General features: G+C 50.3%; 18 protein-coding genes, 2 pseudogenes and 1 riboswitch. Of the genes and pseudogenes, 17 read left to right on the top strand and 3 right to left on the bottom strand.

All coding sequences use genetic code 11. The features are described from left to right. Window positions 1-261 precede the first annotated feature (261 nt). The 3 genes from DXA97_RS16130 to pyrB all read right to left on the bottom strand — a co-directional run bounded on the left by DXA97_RS16130 (window position 262) and on the right by pyrB (window position 2,422). Complete coding sequence (locus DXA97_RS16130; protein WP_118721086.1) at window positions 262-768, bottom strand: CarD family transcriptional regulator; 507 nt, start codon at window positions 766-768, stop codon at window positions 262-264. A 302-nt stretch (window positions 769-1,070) separates the two neighbouring features. Then, entirely contained in the window at window positions 1,071-1,505 is a 435-nt protein-coding gene (locus DXA97_RS16125) for an aspartate carbamoyltransferase regulatory subunit (protein WP_118721085.1), read from the bottom strand. Beyond that, a complete protein-coding gene (pyrB, locus tag DXA97_RS16120; RefSeq protein ID WP_118543252.1) occupies window positions 1,499-2,422 on the bottom strand; it encodes an aspartate carbamoyltransferase in 924 nt (307 codons plus the stop codon). Before pyrB ends, DXA97_RS16125 begins: the two co-directional genes overlap by 7 nt. Before the next feature lie 371 nt (window positions 2,423-2,793). Here pyrB and DXA97_RS16115 point away from each other — a divergent pair, with 371 nt between their 5' ends. The 17 genes and pseudogenes from DXA97_RS16115 (at window position 2,794) to DXA97_RS16035 (ending at window position 19,732) form a co-directional block, all read left to right on the top strand. Continuing rightward, window positions 2,794-3,567: an ABC transporter ATP-binding protein gene (locus DXA97_RS16115; protein WP_118721084.1), complete on the top strand. Its 774-nt coding sequence runs from the start codon at window positions 2,794-2,796 to the stop codon at window positions 3,565-3,567. A 12-nt stretch (window positions 3,568-3,579) separates the two neighbouring features. Further along, on the top strand, window positions 3,580-5,439 hold the full coding sequence (locus DXA97_RS16110; RefSeq protein ID WP_118721083.1) for a CARDB domain-containing protein: 1,860 nt from the start codon (window positions 3,580-3,582) through the stop codon (window positions 5,437-5,439). A gap of 97 nt (window positions 5,440-5,536) precedes the next feature. Then, complete coding sequence (locus DXA97_RS16105) at window positions 5,537-6,781, top strand: ABC transporter permease (RefSeq protein WP_347561666.1); 1,245 nt, start codon at window positions 5,537-5,539, stop codon at window positions 6,779-6,781. A gap of 150 nt (window positions 6,782-6,931) precedes the next feature. Continuing rightward, window positions 6,932-7,014, top strand: a riboswitch (ZMP/ZTP riboswitch). A gap of 147 nt (window positions 7,015-7,161) precedes the next feature. Continuing rightward, window positions 7,162-7,874 (top strand): annotated as a pseudogene (locus DXA97_RS16100) (IMP cyclohydrolase). A 72-nt stretch (window positions 7,875-7,946) separates the two neighbouring features. Further along, window positions 7,947-9,134, top strand: a pseudogene (locus DXA97_RS16095) (phosphoribosylaminoimidazolecarboxamide formyltransferase); the annotation flags it as partial. 99 nt (window positions 9,135-9,233) lie between these two features. Further along, window positions 9,234-9,833, top strand: a complete 600-nt coding sequence (thrH, locus tag DXA97_RS16090) for a bifunctional phosphoserine phosphatase/homoserine phosphotransferase ThrH (protein WP_118721089.1) — start codon at window positions 9,234-9,236, stop codon at window positions 9,831-9,833. Between the two features lie 117 nt (window positions 9,834-9,950). Continuing rightward, the gene (locus DXA97_RS16085; protein WP_118721081.1) at window positions 9,951-11,633 is read left to right on the top strand and encodes a GspE/PulE family protein; all 1,683 of its coding nucleotides are present in this window, start codon (window positions 9,951-9,953) and stop codon (window positions 11,631-11,633) included. A gap of 27 nt (window positions 11,634-11,660) precedes the next feature. Next, window positions 11,661-12,722: a type IV pilus twitching motility protein PilT gene (locus DXA97_RS16080; RefSeq protein WP_118721080.1), complete on the top strand. Its 1,062-nt coding sequence runs from the start codon at window positions 11,661-11,663 to the stop codon at window positions 12,720-12,722. Between the two features lie 208 nt (window positions 12,723-12,930). Further along, entirely contained in the window at window positions 12,931-14,148 is a 1,218-nt protein-coding gene (locus DXA97_RS16075) for a type II secretion system F family protein (protein ID WP_118721079.1), read from the top strand. An 82-nt stretch (window positions 14,149-14,230) separates the two neighbouring features. Continuing rightward, on the top strand, window positions 14,231-14,665 hold the full coding sequence (locus DXA97_RS16070) for a prepilin-type N-terminal cleavage/methylation domain-containing protein (protein WP_118721078.1): 435 nt from the start codon (window positions 14,231-14,233) through the stop codon (window positions 14,663-14,665). A 91-nt stretch (window positions 14,666-14,756) separates the two neighbouring features. Then, window positions 14,757-15,365: a prepilin-type N-terminal cleavage/methylation domain-containing protein gene (locus DXA97_RS16065; RefSeq protein ID WP_118721088.1), complete on the top strand. Its 609-nt coding sequence runs from the start codon at window positions 14,757-14,759 to the stop codon at window positions 15,363-15,365. Further along, window positions 15,298-16,155: a prepilin peptidase gene (locus DXA97_RS16060; RefSeq protein ID WP_279221187.1), complete on the top strand. Its 858-nt coding sequence runs from the start codon at window positions 15,298-15,300 to the stop codon at window positions 16,153-16,155. Before DXA97_RS16065 ends, DXA97_RS16060 begins: the two co-directional genes overlap by 68 nt. 14 nt (window positions 16,156-16,169) lie before the next feature. After that, entirely contained in the window at window positions 16,170-17,138 is a 969-nt protein-coding gene (pilM, locus tag DXA97_RS16055) for a pilus assembly protein PilM (RefSeq protein WP_147355588.1), read from the top strand. A gap of 11 nt (window positions 17,139-17,149) precedes the next feature. Then, window positions 17,150-17,794, top strand: a complete 645-nt coding sequence (locus DXA97_RS16050; RefSeq protein WP_118721075.1) for a hypothetical protein — start codon at window positions 17,150-17,152, stop codon at window positions 17,792-17,794. Then, the gene (locus DXA97_RS16045) at window positions 17,791-18,486 is read left to right on the top strand and encodes a hypothetical protein (protein ID WP_118721074.1); all 696 of its coding nucleotides are present in this window, start codon (window positions 17,791-17,793) and stop codon (window positions 18,484-18,486) included. The genes DXA97_RS16050 and DXA97_RS16045 overlap by 4 nt, the downstream gene beginning before the upstream one ends. A 92-nt stretch (window positions 18,487-18,578) precedes the next feature. Beyond that, the gene (locus DXA97_RS16040) at window positions 18,579-19,280 is read left to right on the top strand and encodes a hypothetical protein (protein ID WP_118721073.1); all 702 of its coding nucleotides are present in this window, start codon (window positions 18,579-18,581) and stop codon (window positions 19,278-19,280) included. A gap of 26 nt (window positions 19,281-19,306) precedes the next feature. Beyond that, a complete protein-coding gene (locus tag DXA97_RS16035; RefSeq protein ID WP_118721072.1) occupies window positions 19,307-19,732 on the top strand; it encodes a hypothetical protein in 426 nt (141 codons plus the stop codon). Window positions 19,733-19,744: the final 12 nt, after the last annotated feature.

The following is a 19,744-nucleotide window of genomic DNA, read 5'->3' as shown; positions in this document are numbered from 1 at the left end:
CAGGTTTTTATTCTAGTAAAGCCAGTACACAGGAAACGCAAGCCAGCCGGTACAGGATAAGCATTTGTTTGAAAATCCGTGAGTGGGCGAGCATAGCGTTGGAACGGAGACCCTTGTTTGAGCACGCAGCGCGTGCGAGTTTGGGTCGTAGTTCCAACAATAGGCGGCGCAGCCCACGAGCAAAAGGATTTTCACCCAAATGCGTTCCTGTACCGGCTGGCTTGTGTTTCCGTATCTACAGAGACTTACTGTGCAATATTGTTATTTCAGCTCTTCGATGCGCTCTCCGATGTAGTCGACCATCTGCTCTTTCGGCAGACCGAGGGCAGCCGAAAGCTCACTGTAGAGGCAGTCCTCTGCCATGCGCAGATACTTCTCGTCTACTGCAGTGATCCGTTTTCCCTGTGCATTTCGCTGCAGCTTTCGCAGGTATAAAGTTTTGATGATCCGGATCCACTGGCGACAGTCACCGGATTTCATACAGGTTTTATAGAGATCCTCCCGTTGCTTTTCATTGGCAATCCACAATTCTTTGATGTCCGGTATTTCACGGATCAGCTGTTCTGCCTCATCGTGGTTTAATACTTTGCGCATATAGTTTTTGGTGCTGTCTGTTGGAGTGAAAATTTTTCCGCCTTTCTGGGAAGAAGGCAGCAGTACATAAAAAAGCCGTCCGCTTCCGGTCTGAAGCGGATCCATGGTAGTAATGTCTTCAATCTGGCATACGCCGGTTGTTCCGTAAACGATATAATCGCCTTTTTCAAACATGTTCACACATCCTTTTTCATTAACATAAAACGAAATTTACACACTCATTTTACCAGAATTTGGAGGTGAATTTCCAATGCTTTTTTATACAAAAGCAAAAGTTTGTGAAATAGTACTGTGTAGGAGTGATGTATTTTTGTGGAAGATGACAATGCAGGTTATAGAAGAGAGACGTTTAGAAACCGGGATTTTTGGAATGAAAAGAATACGAAAGGATATACAAAGAACAAAAGAAGGAGCAGAGACGCCATTGGCATCTGTGCTCCTTCCTTTCTGGTGCGCTCAACAGTGCACGTCTGGTTTTATTTCGATTTTCCGTATTTCTCTTCGCAGTACATGCAGCGGTAAGTCTCGGTCTTCTCATCTGCAAGGTAGAAGATGTGCGGCAGCTCCTGTTCGATGGAGGTGATGCAGCGCGGATTCTTGCAGCGGATCACGTTGGTGATCTTCTTCGGCAGGTTCAGTGCCTTTTTCTCAACGATCTTGTTGTCACGGATCACGTTTACGGTGATGTTGTGATCAATGTAACCAAGTACATCAAGGTCGATGTTGTCGATCGGTCCCTCTACTTTGATGATGTCCTTACGACCCATTTTGCTGCTGCGTGCATTTTTGATGATGGCTACCTGGCAGTCAGTAAGACGGTCAAGACCAAGGTGATAGTAAATGTCAAGACTCTTGCCTGCCTGAATGTGATCCAGAACTACGCCTTCCTGTAATCCACTGATATTTAACATGGTTTTTCCACCTCCAGTAAAGTCATGATCAGAGCCATACGGACATAAACACCGTACTGAGCCTGTTTGAAGTAAGCAGCTCTCGGGTCATCATCCACCTCAGTGGAGATCTCGTTGACACGAGGGAGCGGATGCAGAACATACATATCTTCTTTGGCTAATTTCATTTTCTCCTTGTCCAGGATATAGCTGTCTTTTAAGCGGATGTAATCTTCCTCATTGAAGAAACGCTCTTTTTGGACACGGGTCATGTAAAGAATGTCAAGCTCCGGCATGGCTGCGTCTAAGTTGCTGACTTCCTTGAAGTCGATATTGTTCGCACGCAGGACGTCTTCACGGATGTACTCCGGAACTTTTAATTCGTCTGGGGAGATAAGTACGAAACGAACATTTGGATAGCGGACCATGGCGTTGATCAGGGAATGAACGGTACGGCCGAATTTTAAGTCACCGCAAAAGCCGATGGTTAAGTTATCCAGACGACCCTTTAAGGAGCGGATGGTCATTAAATCGGTTAAAGTCTGGGTCGGGTGCTGATGTCCGCCGTCACCGGCATTGATCACCGGGATTCTGGAATTCATGGAAGCAACCAGTGCAGAACCCTCTTTCGGATGACGCATAGCCGCGATATCTGCGTAGCAGGAAATCATGCGGATGGTATCTGCAACGCTTTCACCTTTGGCTGCAGAGCTGGAATTGGCCGAAGAAAAACCAAGTACGCTGCCTCCTAAACTTAACATTGCGGATTCAAAGCTAAGTCGGGTTCTTGTACTTGGTTCATAGAAAAGAGTCGCCAATTTTTTGCCGTCACAAACGTGAGCGTATTTTTTAAGGTTGTGTTCGATGTCAGATGCCAGTGTCAATAATTCGTCGGTCTCTTCAACGGAAAAATCCAACGGATTCAACAAATGTCTCATAACGTATCTCCTTTACTTTTTTTCTGGCAGCCGGACAAATTATCCGGCCGCAAGTCTTAGGACATTATAGCGGATTTTGTTTGGGATTACCAGTCCCTTTTTTAGAAAATATTTCATAAAAATACATCCTCTTTTTTGTGATATTTTTGGATAGTTTTTCTAAAATTCACTGTAATGAATCTGTAAGGAAGATTAAGAAAAAGTGGATATCTAAAAAGCTGAGAGTACGGTATAATGAGCGTGAACAGAGAAGAAAAGCTGTTTTTGTGTATTCCAAAAACAGCAGATATCTGTGAGGCATGGAGCAGCCGGAACGTGTTTGGTCCGTGCAGCGCAGGACTGGGACGACGATGCTCTCAGAGGAGATGAAAATGGAAGAAAAGAAGACACCCGTGATCCGGGTGAAGAATTTATATAAAATTTACCAGGTGGGCACAAATAAGGTCTATGCCTTAAACGGTGTGGATTTCACGATGTACAAAGGGGAATTTTGTGCGATTGTCGGTCCATCGGGTTCCGGAAAGTCTACGCTTCTGAATATGTTAGCCGGGTTGGAAAAACCGACAAAAGGCGAGATCATCATAGCCGGGAAACATATGGAACGGATGGATGAAAACCAGCTGGTGACGTTTCGGCGGGAAAATGTAGGTTTTATTTTTCAGTCCTACAATTTATTGAAAACGCTCAATGCCGTGGAAAATGTTGCTTTGCCTCTTTCGTTCCGTGGAGTACCAAAGAAGATACGAAATGCAAAGGCAGAAGAATATTTAAAGCTGGTTGGTCTGGAAAAGCAGATGAAGCATATGGCGAACGCCATGTCTGGCGGTCAGCAGCAGCGTGTAGGCATTGCACGGGCTCTGGTGGTAAATCCAAAGATCATTTTTGCGGATGAGCCAACCGGAAACCTGGATTCCAAAACGACCATGGAAGTGTTAAAGCTGATGCAGCGGATTGTGCGGGAGCAAAACCAGACCCTGGTTATGGTCACGCATGACAATTACATAGCCGGGTTTGCGGACCGGCAGTTCCACATTGTGGATGGAAAGATCCAAAAAATCGAGGAACGGAACGCGGACGAAGCGGGAGAAAATATAGCGGAATCAGAACCAACAGAACCAGAACGGTTCGGAACATGTTTGAAATAGAGGAGAAGAGCAATGAAAAAAATGAAATGGAAGCGGCTTGCCGCCTTTGTACTGGCTGCGCTGCTGTTTGCAGGAGCTGTGCCATTTACCATGCCGGTGCAGACCTATGCATCGGAGGTAGCGGTGTATTCTGACAAGATCCAGCGGGGAAAGACTGGAAAATCCCTGACGGTCAGTTTTACCATTCAGAATCAAAGCGGAAGTGATATCAAAGACGCAAAGATCGCGTTTGACACCAGCGGCGGTGAAATCTGGGATGAGGATGAGGAAGACCGGCAGTATGGCTATTCTTTCCCGTTTGAGGTGACCGGGAAACTGAACGATACCGATCATCCAAAGGGAATCGGAACCATTTCGGACGGAAAAGAAAAGAAAGTTTCCCTGACCGGTACTGTGCGCCGGGATTTATCCGAGGGTTACTATAAGGTCCCGGTTGTAGTCATGGACAAAGACGGGGGCTGGATCGGTCATGAGGACCTCCGCGTCTGGATCACCAAATCCACTTCCAAGGATGATGACGACGATGACACTAACAAAACCTACGATTTTGTTTTGGGCGAAGGGCAGGATGCTCCGCGCGGCGTTTATCCGAATGTGATGAATTTTTCCATTGGCCTGCGTAACAACAGTCCGGCAACGGTATACAATGTGAAAGCGAGCATGGTCCTGGATGCGGACAATACGAAGTTCCCGTTTGAGATCAATGATGCCAACTACGACCGCATGTTTGACAAGATCGCGGTTGATGAGACGGTGCAGCTGGACTACAGCTTTGCTATCCGCAAGGAGTCCTACACCGGTTATTACCCGATCGCCATGAAAATCTATTATTCAGACAGTTCCACCGGGGAGGAACTGAAAACCTATGAGACGTCCTTCTTTGTCCATATTGTAAGTAAGCCGACTAAGGACGATTACGATGAATTTAATGAACATGACCGCACCAAGGCCCGCCTGATTATCGACGGATACAGTACCGATCCGGAAACCATCATTGCGGGAGAAAGTTTTGACCTGCTTCTTACCGTGAAGAACGCTTCCAGCAGTGTTTCGGCATCGGACATTCTTTTGACGGCAGAATCGGAGAAAGTTTCCGACAGTCCGGTATTCACCACGGAATCCGGATCCAGTTCTGTAGCAGTCAATTCACTTGGTGCAGGTGCATCGACGCAGGTGCGTTTCCGCATGGCATCGCGGGCGGGGGTAGATCAGCGTTCTTATGGACTTACGATCAAGGCAAAGTTCGACAGCCCGGAATTTAAAAATGCGGAGGAAAATATGGCGGTAGACATTCCGGTTAAGCAGATTCCGCGCCTGAACACGGGAACCTTTGAGGTGACCCCGGATTCCATCAATGTGGGCGAAGAGTCCAATATCATGTTTGGCATCAATAATACCGGCAAGGTGACTCTTTACAATGTGATGGCGAAGTTTGAGGCAGACTCCATCCAGACCACAGACACCTACGTCGGCAATATCAAATCCGGCGAGACCGGAAACGTGGACTGCATGGTAACCGGAGCGACACCGACCACAGACGACGGTAAAGTGAAAGTTATCATTTCCTACGAGGATGAAAATGGCGAGGTGTCAGAGGTAGAAAAAGAACTGACCCTGTTTGTAAGCGAACCTGCTCCGGATATGGACGAGATGGATCTGGACGGTATGGACGATATGCCGCAGGAAGAGCCGGGACCGATGCAGAAATACGGAAAGATCGTGCTGATTGCTGTGGCAATCGTCGCCGGAGCAGTAGCTGGCTGTGTTGTATACAAGCACCGGAAACGGAAAAAAGAGCAGGCATTGCTGGCAAACGAAGAGGAACTGCAGGACGAAGATGATAAACAAGCTGACACCCGGGAAGGAAAATAGCCTGTGCAGGACAGGAAAACAGGATGAATGCCCTGGATTCTGTCAAACATCAGAAACAGAAGCATTTGAAATGGAACGTTGAGAGGAAACAAACACAATGAAATTTGTAGATCTGCTGGCGATGAGCCTGAAAAATTTAAGCAGAAGAAAACTGAGGACCGCTCTGACGGTCCTTGGTGTCGTGATCGGTACAGCGTCCATTGTCGTCATGGTTTCCCTTGGCATTGGGCTTAGTGAGTTGAACCGGGAACTCATTTCTTCCTATGGAAGCCTGACCGAGATCACGGTCAACAATCCTTATAATGGCGACAGCACAAAAGATCCGCTCTATCTGACGGATGATGTGGTAAAGCAGATGGAAAAACTTCCCTATGTGACTGGGGTGTATCCGATGCTGCAGGTGGATGTGCTGATGCAGCAGGGAAAATATACCAGCAATGTGACCTTAAACGGTGTGCCTTACGAGTATCTGAAAAAAATTCCATTGGGGCAGGGAACGCTTTCAAATTCATCCGATCATGAATTAAAGCTTATTTACGGCAATGCCATCATCCAGTGGTTTACCGATGCGAAAGGCAATAACACCTACTGGGAAACCGGGGAACTTCCGAACGTGGATTTCATGGGAAAGCCGATGTTTGTGATCTTTGATACGGATACCTATTACCAGTCCCAGAATGGTGGGGAAGATGCTCCAAAGCCGCCGAAGAAGTATCTGCTGAAAGCAGACGGTGTGGTAGAAGGCGGCGTGGACGATTACAACAGCTATGCCTATAACGTTTACACCAGGCTGGATCTTCTGGAAACCCAGCTGAAGCGGATCTTTAAGAAAAAAGCCATTCCGGGACAGCCGACAACCAAAAAAGGAAAACCTTACCGCTATTTCATCTACAATTCCTGCAGCGTCAATGTGGATGATATAGAGCATGTGGGCGAAGTACAAAAGAAGCTTACCGACATGGGGTTTCAGGCATCCAGCAACGCCGACTGGATGAAGCAGTCGGAGCAGCAGTCCAACATGATCCAGGCAGTGCTTGGCGGAATTGGTGCGGTCTCTTTATTTGTGGCAGCGATCGGCATTGCCAATACCATGATGATGTCCATCTACGAGCGCACGAAAGAAATCGGAATCATAAAAGTGCTCGGATGTGACATGAAAGTGATTCGTAATATGTTCCTGCTGGAATCCGGTTTTATCGGGTTTATGGGCGGTATTGTGGGGCTGATCTTTAGTGCGGGCATATCCTTTGCCATCAACCATTTTCTTCAGATCGGCCAGACCATGACCGGCATGAGCGGCAACATCTCCCGGATTCCGCTGTGGCTGGCGGCAGCTCGGTAGGCTTTGCCGTGCTGATGGGCATGGCGGCCGGGTTCTTCCCGGCACTGCGGGCCATGAAGCTGAGCCCGCTTGCAGCAATCCGCAATGAATAGTGGATGAAAAGCACTTGAAAAAATACTTGCATTTTCCACGCGAATCCGCTATCCTGTATACAGAGCGTGTGACTGGCGGAAAGAGTGGGAAACCACAGGGGAGCACGCAAGTTTGAATTGCCGGCCGCCTGGGCACCATATTTTGTGGTACTCAGGCGGCCTTTTTGCAAATGTCGGGCAGATGAAACCCGAAACAGTTCTGAAAAAAGAAACAGCCGATTGGTAAGATACTGCAAGATATGGAAACAGTGAGAACCATCAAATGTTCATTCATAGGAGGAAACAGCGATGAAACAGTTATCCCTGCAGGAAGAGTTACAGGCAAACGCATACCCGGGAAGGGGCATTGTCATTGGAAAGACCCCGGATGGCACGAAGGCAGTGACGGCCTACTTTATCATGGGCCGCAGCGAAAACAGCCGTAACCGGGTTTTTGTGGAAGACGGTGAGGGTATCCGTACCCAGGCCTTTGACCCGGGCAAGCTGACTGACCCGAGCCTGATCATCTATGCGCCGGTCCGTGTGCTTGGAAACAAGACTATCGTCACAAATGGTGACCAGACCGACACCATCTACGAGGGCATGGACAAACAGCTTACCTTTGAGCAGTCCCTCCGAAGCCGTGAGTTTGAGCCGGATGCACCGAACTACACCCCGCGTATTTCCGGCATTCTTCACATTGAAAACGAACGTTATAACTATGCCATGTCCATCTTAAAGAGCAACAACGGCAACCCGGATGCCTGCAACCGTTACACTTTTGCTTACGAGAATCCGGTAGCAGGTGAGGGACATTTCATTCATACTTACATGCACGATGGCAACCCGCTTCCGAGCTTTGAGGGCGAGCCGAAATTAGTAGGATCTTAGACGATATGGATGCTTTTACTGAGCTGCTGTGGAACAGCTTAAACCCGGACAACAAGGTTTCCCTGTTTGTGCGCTACATCGATATCACAACCGGCGCATATGAGACGAAAATCGTGAATAAGAACAAGTAAGACGAAAAGTCAGGAAAAACAGGAGAGACAAATGCCAATGGGCAGCAAAGCTGCCAAACAAAAGAAAGGAAGAACGTGACGATGAACGAGATGGAATTAAAGTATGGCTGTAACCCGAATCAGAAACCGGCAAGAGTTTTTATGAACGATAACAAAAACCTTCCATTCCAGGTACTGAGCGGAAGACCAGGCTACATCAACTTGCTGGATGCATTTAACGGCTGGCAGCTGGTAAGAGAACTGAAAAAAGCAACCGGACTTCCGGCAGCAGCTTCCTTTAAGCATGTATCCCCGGCCGGAGCTGCAGTTGGTCTGCCGCTTTCCGAGACCCTGGCAAAGATCTACTGGGTTGACGACATGGGCGAGCTTTCTCCGTTAGCAAGTGCCTATGCAAGAGCGCGTGGTGCGGACCGCATGTCTTCCTTTGGTGATTTCATTTCCCTGTCCGATGTCTGCGATGTTTCTACCGCAAAGCTCATCAAGCGTGAGGTTTCTGACGGTGTCATTGCACCGGGCTATGAGCCGGAAGCACTGGCCATCTTAAAAGAAAAGAAAAAAGGCAATTACTGCGTAATCCAGATCGACCCGGATTATGAGCCGGAGCCGATCGAGCGCAAGCAGGTGTTCGGTGTAGTCTTTGAGCAGGGCAGAAATAACCTGGATATCAACAAAGAGATGCTGGCAAACGTTGTGACGGAGAACAAAGAAATCCCGGATCAGGCGAAGATCGATCTGGTAATCTCCCTCATCACCTTAAAATATACCCAGTCCAACTCTGTGTGCTACGCAAAGGACGGTCAGGCCATCGGCATCGGCGCAGGCCAGCAGTCCCGCGTACACTGCACCAGACTGGCAGGCCAGAAAGCGGATAACTGGTTTTTACGCCAGGCACCGCAGGTATTGAACCTGCAGTTCGTGGATGGGATTAAGCGTGCAGACCGCGACAATGCGATTGACGTTTACATTGGTGACGAGTACATGGATGTTTTGGCAGATGGTACATGGGAGAAGACTTTCAAGGTAAAACCGCCGGTATTCACCAAGGAAGAAAAACGCGCATGGTTAGACCAGATGACCGATGTGGCATTGGGCTCTGACGCATTCTTCCCGTTTGGCGATAATATCGAGCGTGCATATAAGAGCGGCGTGAAATACATTGCACAGCCGGGCGGCTCTGTTCGCGATGACAACGTGATCGAGACCTGCAACAAATACAACATGGCGATGGCCTTCACCGGCATCCGCCTGTTCCACCACTAGGAGATACGGGAAATCGGCAGCAGCCAGAACATGCAGGGCTGCTGCATCCCCCATGTTTGCCGGAATGGAACAAAAAACATGAAATTGGAGGATGAAAAGATGTTTATTACCTGTTTAGACTTAGAAGGAGTTCTGGTACCGGAAATCTGGATCGCATTCGCTGAGGCCAGCGGCATCCCGGAGTTAAAGCGCACCACCCGCGATGAGCCGGACTACGACAAGCTGATGAAATGGCGTCTCGGAATCTTAAAGGAGCACGGACTTGGCTTGAAGGAGATCCAGGAAACCATCGAGAAGATCGACCCGATGCCGGGGGCAAGAGCGTTTCTGGATGAGCTCCGGGAGCTGGGACAGGTAATCATCATCAGCGATACCTTCACCCAGTTCGCAAAGCCGCTCATGAAAAAGCTGGGCTGGCCAACCATTTTCTGCAACGAGCTGGAAGTAGCAGAGGACGGCGAGATCACCGGATTTAAGATGCGCATTGAGCAGTCCAAGCTCAGTACTGTTAAGGCGCTGCAGTCCATCGGCTTTGAGACCATTGCCAGCGGTGACAGCTACAATGACCTTGGCATGATCCGCGCCAGCAAGGCCGGCTTCCTCTTTAAGAGCACCGATCAGATCAAGAACGACAATCCGGATCTTCCGGCGTACGAGACCTATGAGGAGCTGCTGGCAGCGATTAAGGCAGCAGTATAAAACAGAACACAGAGATACTACCATGAGTAAAAGGGCAGATTCCCGGCTGTGCAGGGATCTGCCTTTTGTGCCTGGCGGATTTGAAAACCGATATCTGATTTACAGGAAGGAGAAACTATGCGTACAAAACGATTAGGTGATATGCTTCTGGAAATGGGACTGATCACACAGGAGCAGTTAAAGCAGGCCCTGGAATTCCAGTCCAGAGAAAAAGGCCGTCTGGGCTCTATTCTGATCGAGCATAACTTTATTACGGAGCGGCAGCTGATCGATGCCCTTCGCATGCAGCTTGGCATTGAATATATTGACCTGACCAAGGTGGATATAGCGCCGGAGATGTCCCGGTATGTCCCGAAAAATCTGGCAAAGCGCATGAGCATTGTACCGGTGCGCTGCTCGAAGGAGGAGCTGTTTCTGGCCATGGCAGATCCGCTCAACTTTATGGCGGTGGAGGAGGCACAGCGCACTTCCAGGAAGCGGATTGTGCCGATGATCGCTTCAGAACAGGCTGTACAGCATGCCATCAACGTGCTCTATGGCAATGAAGGAGCAGCTCAGGCCATGGCGCAGATCCGTGCGGAGAATGCGGCCACCATGGAAACAGAGACAGCGGCCCGGTCATCTGAAAGTCAGGAAAACGCAACCCCGATGGTGCGTCTGGTCAATTCCATCATCGAGCGGGCCTATACGGAGAATGCATCCGATATCCATTTTGAACCGACGCAGGAGGAGCTGATCGTCCGCATGCGTATTGACGGCCAGCTGCACCGCATCATGGTCATTCCGGGAGAGCTGAAGGATTCCGTGATATCTCGTCTGAAGATCATGTCTCACATGGATATCGTGGAAAAGCGGATCCCGCAGGATGGACGCGCAGTCCTTTCCGTAAAAGAAACGGAGCTGGATATGCGAACCTCCACGCTGCCGACGATCTATGGCGAGAAGGTGGTGATCCGTATCCTGCGCAGAAATGAGGAAACCCTGAACCGGCGCGGTATCGGTATCCCGCCGCTTGAGGATGCCAAGATCGACAAGCTGCTGGGCCTGACTTCCGGTGTGATCATGATCGTGGGACCGACCGGTTCCGGTAAATCCTCTACCATGTATACCCTGATCCGTGAGCTGCTTTCCGACCGGACAAACCTGATCACGCTAGAGGATCCGGTGGAGTATCATATGAAAGGCGCAACGCAGGTGCAGATCAACGAAAAGGTCGGCCTGACCTTTGCTTCCGGTCTGCGTTCTATCCTGCGCCAGGACCCGGATATCATCTGTGTTGGTGAGATCCGGGACGGCGAGACCGCAGAGATCGCCATGCGCGCCGCTATGACCGGGCACCTGGTCATCACCACGATCCATACCGAGGATGCCATTTCCGCCATTGACCGGCTGCGTGATATGGGTGTACCGCCTTATCTGATTGCGGCAGGCCTGCGCGGTGTCATTTCCCAGCGTCTGCTGCGCCGCATCTGTCCAAGCTGCCGAGAGCAGATCGTGCCGCCCCGGAAAGCCCTGGAGCTTGCGAAAATACCGGATGTTCCAGGCCGGATCTACTGGCACGGAGCCGGCTGTGACCACTGCTTCCGCTCCGGCTACCGCGGACGGATCGGTGTATTTGAGGTTATGGTGATCCAGGAAGGTCTGCGCCGCTGCATTATGGAAGGAGCAGACCGGCCGCGCTTTATGGAGGCTGCGAGAAGGGAGAGCGCGTATATCCCGATGTCAGAGCATGCGCAGAAGCTTCTGGACAATGGAACTACAACCGTGGACGAAATCATCCGAACGCTGTCCATCTTCTAAATAGGAAAAGAAAGGAACAATCCGAATATGTATCGATATACCGCAGAAATACTGATCGCAATAGCAGCAGAAAAGGGAGCCTCAGATGTGCACCTGATTGCGGGCCTGCCGCCAAAATGCCGGATTGACGGCCAGATCCGCAGCCTGACAGACGAACCCCTGTCTTACGAGGACTGCGAGGAGCTTGGAAGACAGCTGGCAGGGGAGCATGTCAGAAGGATAGACCAGATCGGCCAGCTGGATTTTTCCGCAACGCTTGCAGGACGGCGCATCCGGATCAATCTGTTTCGCCAGAAGGGTGCGCTTTCCGCTGCGCTGCGCCTGTTAAGCAATACCATCCCAAGACTAAAGGAGCTGGGACTGCCGGATGCCGTGCGCCAGTTTTCACATTGGAATAAGGGCATTGTTCTGGTGACCGGTGAAACCGGAAGCGGAAAGTCCACTACTCTGGCAGCCATTCTGGATCAGATCAACCAGACAAGACCCGTCCACATCATCACCCTGGAAGACCCGATCGAGTACGTGTATACCCCGCAGCGCGCCATCATTAACCAGCGTGAGGTGGGCGTGGATGTAGAAGACTATGAGCATGGGCTTTACGCATCCCTGCGGGAAGACCCGGATGTGATCCTGATCGGTGAGATGCGGACGCCGGAAACCATCGAGACCGCGCTGGTGGCGGCAGAAACCGGGCACCTGGTTTTTTCTACCCTTCATACAAACTCTGCAGTCGACAGCATCGACCGGATTGTAGGAGTGTTCCCGGAAAATAAGCAGCCGCAGATCCGTCTGCAGCTGTCCATGACATTGAAAGCAGTTCTGGCACAGCAGCTGGTACCGCGTGCCGAAGGGAAGGGGCGCGTGGCAGCCTGCGAGCTTATGATGATCACGACTCCGATCCGGAATCTGATCCGGGACGGCCGCACTCCGCAGATGCAGAGCTATCTGCTGTCCGGAGCAAAGGATGGTTCTGTTACGATGGACCATTCCCTGCTTGAGCTGGCACAGCGCGGCGTGATCATGCCGGAGACTGCAATGGAATCTGCGTATGATCCGGCCGAGCTGCAAAAGAGCTTTTTGTTACGCTAAAATAAGTTATGAAATAAAAAACAAATAATTTGTCATAAAAGACAGCGTATTTGTCATAATTTAATGTATTTTATTTAGTACAATAACGCTTCAGAAATAAGTGTTTCTTTACAACGAAATAGTAAGATGATAAAATCAGAATGAAAATCTGAAAGGCTATTAAGAATTTCTTCATAACCTTGTAAGACATGCGCTTGGAGGTTGAGATATGCCGACTTTTTCATATCGGGCACTCGGCAGAGACGGAAAGGAAGTCCGCGGTGTGCTCCAGGCAGAAACAGAAACGGCTGCCGCAACCAGGGTCCGGGACAGCTATCCGGTACTGCTAAGCATCAGCCGCGAGGCTGAAAAGAAAAAACAGACAAGCCTGCTGCAGATGGAAATTGGTAATAAGCAGATCAGGACCAAGGATTTATCCATTCTCTGTTCTCAGTTTGCCATCACGCTTCGCTCAGGAATGTCCATATCCCGTTCCATGCAGATGCTGGCGGGGCAGTGCAGTGATAAACGTCTGCGCAGGGTTATGGCGGAAGCCGCCACAGAGGTCGCAGCAGGAAGCACCGTGGCTGCAGCACTGGAGAAGCACCGGGAACGCTTTCCGCTTACCTTTATCGAGACGATCCGGGCAGGCGAACAGTCCGGTACCCTGGACCAGTCCTTTGAACGGCTGCACAAATACTACGACAAGGCTTATAAGACTACAGAGAAAATCAAAAGCGCTCTCACCTACCCCATATTTGTCATTGCGATCGCGGTAGTGGTCGTCATCATTGTTATGGCCAAGGTAGTCCCGACGCTGGCCAATGTATTTGAGGATCTGGGAGGAAAGCTTCCGCTTATGACCCGGATGCTCATCGGCGCGTCAGACTTCTTCGCTGCGTGGTGGCTGGTCATGATCGCGTTCTGGACTGTCTTTATTCTTGCATTCCGCATGTATACAAAGACACCGGACGGAAAAATCCGGAAGGCCAAAATAGCGTTATCACTTCCGTTAGTGGGCATCATCAACCAGATGAACGCCGCAGCGCAGTTTGCCAATACCATGTCCGTTCTTCTGGCAGCAGGCATCACGCTGGACCAGGCCGTGGAAACCACAGCCAGGGTCATGGATAACGCGTTGTTCCGGGACGAGGTCCAGGCCATGCGCGGAACCATTGAGCAGGGCCGTACCCTGACAGACTGTCTGAAGGGCAGGAAGCATTTTCCACAGACCATGATCGATATGTGCGCGGTAGGAGAAGAAACTGGTGAGCTGGAGGATACGTTAGAGAATGTAGCGGATTACTACACCAACGAAGCCGATTTCCGGATCCAGAGACTCCTGGCCATGCTGGAGCCGACGCTGCTGATCCTGCTGTCCATCTTCGCGGGATTCATTGTGGTGTCGATCTACCTTCCGATTTTCACCATGTATGATCTGATGTGATGAAAAACGGTATGCAACACGATTGAAACGAAGGCTCCCCTTCGATCAATAATAATAACTTTTACAAAAGGAGACTCAAAACATGAAAAGCTTATTTAAAAAGATTCGTGGAAACAAAAAAGGCTTTACCCTGGCAGAGCTGCTGGTAGTAGTAGCAATCGTGGGTATTCTGGTTGCAATCTCTATTCCGGTGTTTACCTCTCAGCTTGCTAAAGCGAGAAAGGCAACCAACCAGGCAAATATGAGAGCAGCAAAGGCAGCAGCAGTGGCACAGTACTTAACTGATAATGAAGATGGTAAGGAAGCTGTGTACTATGATTATGATTTAGAAAAGGGAATTGCAACAAAAGGAACTGCGGATTCCTCTCTCACTGCTACAGCTATTGAAGATGCAACATCCGATAAACGCTATACAGCTATTCAGGTTTCTGTTAAGGCAGCTGAGATTTCAACTGATGGTAATACCGGTAATACTACAGTTAAAAGTGATGGCAATGTTGTAATCTATGTAAAATAATTCTGAAACCACATACAGTGGACGAGAGGATGGGGTTTCCCATCCTTTCTTTACTATATGGAAGAAAATGAGCCAGTGGGAGGAGCTTTTTATGATAAAAAACAGAAAAAATCAGGCATTTACCTTATCTGAACTCCTCATAGTGGTTGCCATCGTCGGTATCTTGGTGGCGATCAGCATTCCGGTTTTTGCTTCTCAGCGCGAGAAGGCGAGACGTGCAGTGGACATGGATACAGCCAGGAAAATTAAGTCAGCACTGGTTTTGGCCTATAACAACGAGGAAATTCAGGTTCCCAAAAGCACCAGCTCCAACGGATACGGTACCTGGGTCATGCTTTGCAACGGCACAACAGAATACGCACCTCAGGCTTACCGCGACAACGGAAAAACAGTAAAAGGCATGTGGTGCGGTGCGAATAAAGGCGTTACCGTTCACGGTCATACCGTGGATCATGACTGGACCTATAACAAGGATGTGGAGAATATCCTGAAGGCATATGGTCTGGATGCAGTGGCCCTGCGCACGCACAGTAACGGAGATAAAAACGGCTGGGACTGGATCATCATTGAGGTTGGCTACAACGAAAAAGGCGAATTCATCAGCAGAATGTATTCTGGTTATAAAAATCAGAATGGCGCTGCAGGACAGGAAAAGAATCCGTCCAATCTCGAAAAAATGTTATACAAAACAGCTTCATAATCTGGGAGAATATCATGCTACATATCAGTTTTGGCCTCACAGCCTACATCCTCTGTATCACCTTCCTTCTGGCTGCTGCCTGGGAAGCTTTGCGGACTGCCTGGCCATGCGCCTGTTATCGGGAGAGTCGGCCCTTGCCGGACGTTCCCACTGCGACAGCTGCGGCCATGTTTTGAATGCGCCGGACCTGGTGCCTCTGTTCTCCTGGCTTTTTTTAAAGGGCAGATGCCGCTACTGCGGCGCAAAGGTTCCGGCGGAGTGCTTTTTCACCGAGCTGCTTGCGGGAATCGGCTGCTGCCTGATCGTTTACCGTTTTGACCTGTCCGTCATGAGCCTGCGGGGCGTTCTTCTCGGTCTGATCCTTCTGACCATGGCTCTGACTGATCTTCATGGCTGGATCATTCCGGACCGGCTGCAGATAGCGGGCTGTCTGGTGTTTCTGCTGACGGCCTTCCTTTTGCCGGAACCGGTGTCCCGTATACTGCATGGTTTGCTTTTTGGAACGGTGCTTGGCGGCGGAATGCTGCTTTTATCCCTTCTGTTTGACCGGCTGACCGGAAAGGAAAGCCTTGGCGGCGGGGATATCAAATTGTTTTTTATGACCGGGCTGTATCTGAATTCAGCCTGGGAGCTTTTGTTTTATCTGATTTTAAGCTGCCTGCTTGGACTCGGGCTCGCGGCACTGCGCAAATCGCAGCGGCTTCCGTTTGGACCGGCAATCGCGGCGGCGTGCTTTGTGATGATACTATATGGAGACGTTATGACCCGGTGGTATACCGGATTATTTTAAGCGGAGTACATACGATGAAAAATTGCTTGGGAATTGAAATTGGACATTACCGCATTAAAATTGCATATATGGAGCGGGGTGAGCTGAAGAAATATGTGTCGGTCCGCCTGGATAATGATACGCTTACGGATATGAAATTATATGCGGAGTTTATACAGGATGTATTGCGCGAAAATAACATTCGCTGCAAAAATGTAGTGTTTGCGCTGCGTCAGGATGATACCTATGTAAAACGCTGCAGGCTGCCGCTGATGACAACGGACCAGCTGAAGCTGAATCTTCCCTATGAGTTCCACGACTATATCGGAGAGGAGCTGGGGGCGTATCAGTTTGACTATGCAGTGATCGAACGGACGGAGGAGCAGCTGGATCTTCTGGCGGCTGCCTGCCGGAAAGAGCTTTGCGGACAGCTTAAGAAGCTGGCCAAATTGTCGCATTTGAAGCTGGTGGGACTTGTTCCTTCCGTGGTGGGTCTGGAACGGATTCTGGAGCATATGCAGAACGGGGAGCGGGATAAGGATTTCGCGGTGGTTGACCTTGGAACAAAGGCATTGCGCGTGCATTTTTTCCGAAAAGGGATTTATGACATTACCCGTACCATGGAACCGGGCTGCGAGGAGATCGAACGGCTGCACCGGGGCGACAGGACAAGGCTGGATGAGCTGGATATGGATGCGGAAGATGCATTCTGGACAGCACAGAGTGAGAAGGCGATCGACAGGCACCTGCAGGACCGTTATCAGAGCATTGCGGTACAGGTTATGCGTGTCCTGAACTTCTATAGCTTCAACAATGCGGATAATACCATCGATACGCTTTATTACTGTGGAGGAGGCGCACGATACGGGGCCCTGATCAGCGAGCTTGCGGAAACGGTGGAAATTCCGGTAAAAAGCATAGGCGAGCTTCTTTCTGAGGCAGAGGAAAACAACAGCCCGGAATGGGTAGACAGTCCGCAGACGGTTGGCGTGCTGCTTGATTAAGGAGGTATATCGTGGCTGATTTAAAAACTATCGCGAATATCCAGATTGGCGGTCCGAAATACCCGAGCAAAAAGCGGATCAATCTGTATCAGCGTGAATTTAAGAAACGCGTAATCGCGGCGCAGCTTTCTGCGTTTGCGGTATTTCTGGTTTTTTTATATGGCTTTGTCCAGGTGGGCATCGTCATGCCGCTTCAGGAGGCAGAGCGCGTGGAGCAGGATTATCAGCGCATGGAGAAGCAGCTGGCTGCCATGAAGCAGGCAAACAGCGTCATGCCGGAGGTGCAGGAGGCATATGCCCACTATGGCAGTGCCTGGCAGAATGAGAAGGAGCGCCAGATCCCGGACCGGCTGAAAATCACGGCGCTCATAAAGGACCGGGTATTCCCGCTCTGCAGGCATATTCAAGCTGTCTCGATCGTGGATGATCATGTGGAGTTTCTTTGTGAGCTGGAGCGCGGAAGCATGCTTGCGGAGCTGGTAAGACAGCTTGAGGAGGATGAGTCTGTCCGCTATGTGACGGCATCTCTGGAAGCATCGGATGATGCGAACGCTGCCGCTGCATTTAGTACGAAACTGGCGCTCAATAAAAGGGTGGTGGCACATGTGACAGTTTACTTTAAAGTTCCTGGAGAGAGTGGGGAAGAAAACGGATGAGATCCTTAATGCAATATGTACTGACAAGAACACAGAAGCTGGTTCTTGTGCTCCTTGCGCTGCTGGTGCTGCTGGCCGGCTGGTATGTAGAAATTTATACGCCGATCCAGGACCGCATTCGGGCAGCTGATACAGCCGGACTGGAGGATGAGATGGCCCTGGAGCAGATGAAAGCCTCCAGGATCAAGGCCATGCAGGCGGAGATTGACGAAAACCGGGCCTCCGGTGCGCCGGTCGTTCCTTCCTACAACAATTTCAAGCAGGAGCTGGAACAGCTCAATGAGGTGTACGGCCGCGCCTATGAGTTTTCGTTTACTTTCTCGGAGCCGGAGGTGGATGGAACTGGTGTACGCCGCAACATTGCAGTGTACTGTGAGGCAGAAAATTATGATGTGGCAGCAGAGCTGATGCGTCAGATCCTGCAGGGACCGTACCGCAGCATGATCCATGACGTCAGCATAAACAGCATGACAAGCGCACTTGCGAATCAGATGGCGGACCTTAAGAAAGGGCGTGTATCCCTTTCCTTCAATATGACCTACTATGAGACCACCGTAGGCGCGGACAGCCTGGAGGGACTGCCGGCCGAGGAGACACCGCAGGAACAGGCAGGCGGACTTGCGAATGCGGATCTGTCAGATCTGCAGCGCTCTGATATGGAAACCGCGGCAGAGGCAGCACTTGGAGAATAAAGCATGAAGAAGGCAGGCAGACAATCTGGTGGGCAGCGAAAGCGCCGTCCACGTGTTTATACAGTGCTTGGCAGTGAAATGGGCGCAAGCTGGTGGCTGCGCTCCTGTTTTTTGTACTGTGCGGAGTCGGAGCGTCAGTCATTCTGGCAGCGGCCTCTGCCTCTGCCGGGAAGATGCAGCGACTTCCCGAAACAGACCAGAAGCGCTTTGCGGTGGAATCGGCAGCCGCGTTTTTGCGGGATGAGATGAGGAACAGCCAAAACAAGATCACGATCACGGATGTGAAGGTAGAGGACAGCAGAGACAATAAGTCAACAGCCTATCCGACCCTGACCTATCTGTATTCCGACAAAACGGCATTGGATCCTGCCCGGAATATGATCGATGCCTGTGTGGTGGAGCTGTACCGTACCCTGCAGCAGGATGAGGAAAACGCGCCGCAGCAGGAGAAGGCAGAAAAGGATTTTCTGATGTCAGTCAGGAAAAAGGGCAGCACACAGTATTACGATCAGCTTGAGGCACGGGTGAAGCTGACGATGGATTCGGACTATCATATCACAGCCATTCTTTCTGATACACAGACGAATGATACAAGGAAAGAGGACCGCTGTGAGCGGAAGCTGACCATTCCGGCAAAGACAGAGACCGAGGAAACCGTGGAGGAAAAGGATTACGAAAGAACGGGCCCGGATGGAGATGTGGAGGAGGAGTGGACGATTACGACCACGACCCGCGTTACGACCATCTGCTGGGAACGGGGTCTGATCGAGCGGACACATCCGGATGGAGAATAATATCCGGAAAACAGGAGGTGAGGCCGATGCGGCAGCATTTATTCCGAATATATCGTGCGAAATTACAGTCCCGCAGGGCAGAAACCCTGACGGAGCTTTTAGTCTCTGTGCTGGTGATCGTTCTTGCGCTTACCATGTTTGCCTCGGCACTCATGGCGGCGAGGAGGATGCTGGCAGATGGAGATCAGATCATAAACCGGTATTATGCCGGCCGGAACCGGCTGGAGCTGGAGGATTCTGCGGATTCAGATTCCGGTGCTTATAAGACGAAGGCAGACCTCATCTTCCGCCTGGAGGAAGGCGCAAATCATAAAGTGATCGGCTTCGCGCACAGGAACGGGACCATGAATGTGGGAGAGTATCCGGTCAGCCTGTATTCCGGTCAGGATCCGGACGATGCAGAGGAGAAAACGCAGAAAACAGAAAGCGATTATCGTTACAGCAGGCAGTAAGGTCAGAAAAAT

The sequence above is a fragment of the Clostridium sp. OF09-36 genome (assembly GCF_003481985.1).
Classification (GTDB): Bacteria; Bacillota; Clostridia; order Lachnospirales; family Lachnospiraceae; genus Brotaphodocola.
This window is presented reverse-complemented; position numbering and strand designations above follow the sequence as displayed.

Excerpts from the sequence above, each read along its gene's own strand:
- DXA97_RS16130 (WP_118721086.1), bottom strand. The coding sequence starts at position 768 with ATGTTTGAAAAAGGCGATTATATCGTTTACGGAACAACCGGCGTATGC.
- DXA97_RS16125 (WP_118721085.1), bottom strand. The coding sequence starts at position 1,505 with ATGTTAAATATCAGTGGATTACAGGAAGGCGTAGTTCTGGATCACATT.
- pyrB (WP_118543252.1), bottom strand. The coding sequence starts at position 2,422 with ATGAGACATTTGTTGAATCCGTTGGATTTTTCCGTTGAAGAGACCGAC.
- DXA97_RS16115 (WP_118721084.1), top strand. The coding sequence starts at position 2,794 with ATGGAAGAAAAGAAGACACCCGTGATCCGGGTGAAGAATTTATATAAA.
- DXA97_RS16110 (WP_118721083.1), top strand. The coding sequence starts at position 3,580 with ATGAAAAAAATGAAATGGAAGCGGCTTGCCGCCTTTGTACTGGCTGCG.
- DXA97_RS16105 (WP_347561666.1), top strand. The coding sequence starts at position 5,537 with ATGAAATTTGTAGATCTGCTGGCGATGAGCCTGAAAAATTTAAGCAGA.
- thrH (WP_118721089.1), top strand. The coding sequence starts at position 9,234 with ATGTTTATTACCTGTTTAGACTTAGAAGGAGTTCTGGTACCGGAAATC.
- DXA97_RS16085 (WP_118721081.1), top strand. The coding sequence starts at position 9,951 with ATGCGTACAAAACGATTAGGTGATATGCTTCTGGAAATGGGACTGATC.
- DXA97_RS16080 (WP_118721080.1), top strand. The coding sequence starts at position 11,661 with ATGTATCGATATACCGCAGAAATACTGATCGCAATAGCAGCAGAAAAG.
- DXA97_RS16075 (WP_118721079.1), top strand. The coding sequence starts at position 12,931 with ATGCCGACTTTTTCATATCGGGCACTCGGCAGAGACGGAAAGGAAGTC.
- DXA97_RS16070 (WP_118721078.1), top strand. The coding sequence starts at position 14,231 with ATGAAAAGCTTATTTAAAAAGATTCGTGGAAACAAAAAAGGCTTTACC.
- DXA97_RS16065 (WP_118721088.1), top strand. The coding sequence starts at position 14,757 with ATGATAAAAAACAGAAAAAATCAGGCATTTACCTTATCTGAACTCCTC.
- DXA97_RS16060 (WP_279221187.1), top strand. The coding sequence starts at position 15,298 with ATGGCGCTGCAGGACAGGAAAAGAATCCGTCCAATCTCGAAAAAATGT.
- pilM (WP_147355588.1), top strand. The coding sequence starts at position 16,170 with ATGAAAAATTGCTTGGGAATTGAAATTGGACATTACCGCATTAAAATT.
- DXA97_RS16045 (WP_118721074.1), top strand. The coding sequence starts at position 17,791 with ATGAGATCCTTAATGCAATATGTACTGACAAGAACACAGAAGCTGGTT.
- DXA97_RS16035 (WP_118721072.1), top strand. The coding sequence starts at position 19,307 with ATGCGGCAGCATTTATTCCGAATATATCGTGCGAAATTACAGTCCCGC.